This window comes from Tepidimonas aquatica (assembly GCF_007556585.1).
Lineage (GTDB): Bacteria > Pseudomonadota > Gammaproteobacteria > Burkholderiales > Burkholderiaceae_C > Tepidimonas > Tepidimonas aquatica.
In genome coordinates, this window is sequence record NZ_VJNA01000069.1 from 1 (window position 1) to 2331 (window position 2331).

2 protein-coding genes and 1 pseudogene are annotated in these 2331 nt (G+C 70.7%); 1 reads left to right on the forward strand and 2 read right to left on the reverse strand.

What is annotated here, in order from left to right; all coding sequences use genetic code 11:
• Positions 1-1191 (reverse strand): YbfB/YjiJ family MFS transporter (locus tag Taqua_RS12895; protein WP_144326972.1); only part of this gene is annotated, 1191 nt, incomplete at its 3' end.
• A 42-nt stretch (positions 1192-1233) separates the two neighbouring features.
• Between Taqua_RS12895 and Taqua_RS12900 the strand changes: the two are divergent.
• Positions 1234-2139, forward strand: a pseudogene (locus tag Taqua_RS12900) (transaminase); the annotation flags it as partial.
• Positions 2140-2176: 37 nt separating this feature from the next.
• Here Taqua_RS12900 and Taqua_RS12905 read toward each other — a convergent pair.
• The coding region (locus Taqua_RS12905) for a transposase (protein WP_144326974.1) at positions 2177-2331 on the reverse strand (155 nt) is incomplete at its 5' end.

Here is a 2331-nt window from a genome sequence, read left to right on the forward strand (position 1 = left end):
GAACACCAACCCCCGCTCCAGCCCCCCGGGGCCGTCGCCGATCCAGCCCACCACGGCCGGGCCGACGATCTGGCCCGCCGCAAACACGATGGTGAAGGCGCTGATGCCCGCCGCCCAACGCGCCGCGGGCAGGTTGTGGCGCACCAGCGCGGTGGTCGATGCCACCACGGACAAAAACACCGCGCCAAACAACACCCCAGAAGCCAGCACCAACGGCCAGGCATGGCCCAGCGCGGGCAGCAGCGTGGCCAGCCCCAACAGCGCGTTGAGGCGTGCCAGCGGCTGGCCATCGCGGTGACGGTCCAACAGCCCCGCCCACAGGCGGGACGACAGCATCACCGCCACCCCCAGCAGGGTGTAAAACAGCGTGATCGCGCCACCGTCGACGCCGCGCTCGCGCAGCAGCGCGATGACAAACGTCATGTAGCCGATGTAGCCAACGCCAAACATCGTGTAGCCCAGCAGCGCCGGCGCCAGCGCCCGCAGCAGCGCCAAGACGCCCAGCGCTGGCCCCGTGGTGGGTGCCGGGGTCGGCCCTGCTGTGCCGCCGGCAGCGTCCACCTCCAGGGCACGCCAACGCCGCCAGACCAGCACCAACCCCACGCACGCCAGCGCGCACAGCGCCGCCAAACCCCACCAGGCCCACGCCCAGGCGTGCGCGCGCGGCCCGGCCCAGGCCAGCCACATCGGCACCGTCAGCGCCGACAGCGCAATGCCCAGCCCCACCCCACCGTAGTACACCCCCAGCAGCAGCCCGCCGTGGCGCGGCCACACCGGCCCAAGCCGTGCCGCCAGCAAACCACCGGCCACAAACACCCAGGCGCTGCACACCCCCGCGGCCCAACGCTGCACCAACAACACGGTATCGGCGGTCATCCAGCCCACCGCCGCCATCAGCAGCGCCGCCAACACCGCACCGCCCAGCAGCACCGCGCCCACGCCCAGGCGGCGCATCAACCACGGCACCGTCAACGCCCCAACAAGGTAGCCCACCGCGTTGGCGGTGTTCATGGCCCCGGCCAGCAGGTAGCTCCAACCCAGATCAGCCCGCATCGGCGGCAGCAGCAAGCCGTAGGCAAAGCGCGTGATGCCCAGCGACACCGCCGCCGCCAACGCCAAGCCGGCGGCCAGCAGCACGCCACGATGCAGCGGCGGCGCGGGGCAAGCGGATCCCTGGGGTGTGGTCGACATGGCCCTGCCATCGTAGCGGCTGGCGCCGTAAGCTGCTGTGCCATGCACGACACCGTCGCCATCGACCCCGCACGCCTGCAAGCGCTGCTGCAGCGTGAGCGCGCGCACTTTGGGCGCCACCACCCTCGCAGCGTCGCGCTGTCGGCGCAAGCCCAACAGCACTACGTGTTTGGCGTGCCGCTGCACTGGATGCGAGACTGGCCCACCCCAGCGTCGCTGTTCGTCCAACACGCCCGCGGCGCCGATCTGACCTGCGTCGACGGTCACGGCTACGCCGATTTTTGCCTGGGCGACACTGGCGCGATGTTCGGCCATTCGCCCGAACCCGTGGCCGCGGCTGTGGCGGAACAGGCCTATCGGGGGCTGACCTGCATGCTACCCGACGAACGCAGCGCGCAGGTGGGCCAATGGTTGGCCGAACGCTTTGGCCTGCCCCGTTGGCAGTTGGCCATGACCACCAGCGACGCCAACCGTTTCGTCATCCGCTGGGCACGCGCGATCACCGCACGTCCCTACCTGGTTGTGTTTGATGGCTGCTACCACGGCGCCGTGGACGACACGCTGGTGGACCGTGACCCGCAACAGCGTGGCGGCAGCGTACGCCGCCCTTCGGTGTTGGGCCAGGTGCACGCGCACCATGCCTACACGCGTGTGGTGCCGTTCAACGACCTTGAGGCGCTGCAGGACGCGCTGGCCGACGGTCAGGTGGCGGCGGTGCTGGCGGAGCCGGCGTTGACCAATTTTGGCCTGGTGCCCCCACAGCCGGGGTTCTGGGACGCCGCGCAGGCGCTGTGCCAGCGCCACGGCACCCTGCTGGTGCTGGACGAGACGCACACCCTGTCCACGGGGGTGGGGGGGTGGGCCCGCGCGCACGGCCTGACGCCTGATGTGTGGGTGGCCGGCAAGGCGGTGGCCGGCGGTGTGCCTTGCGCCGTGTACGGCTGCACCGACGGCTCCATGTCGTTTCGTGTGGAAAGCAACACCGTCACTGGGGCATCGCCGGCGCGAACGGGCTGGCCGGCAGGTGCTTGAGCTTGGACATGCGCAGGTAGGCGATGGCGATGAAGTTCTGGCTCGTCCTGAAGCCGCGCGCGGCGCGCTTGGCCTGCTGCAGCAGCCCGTTCATCGCCTCGACGAAGG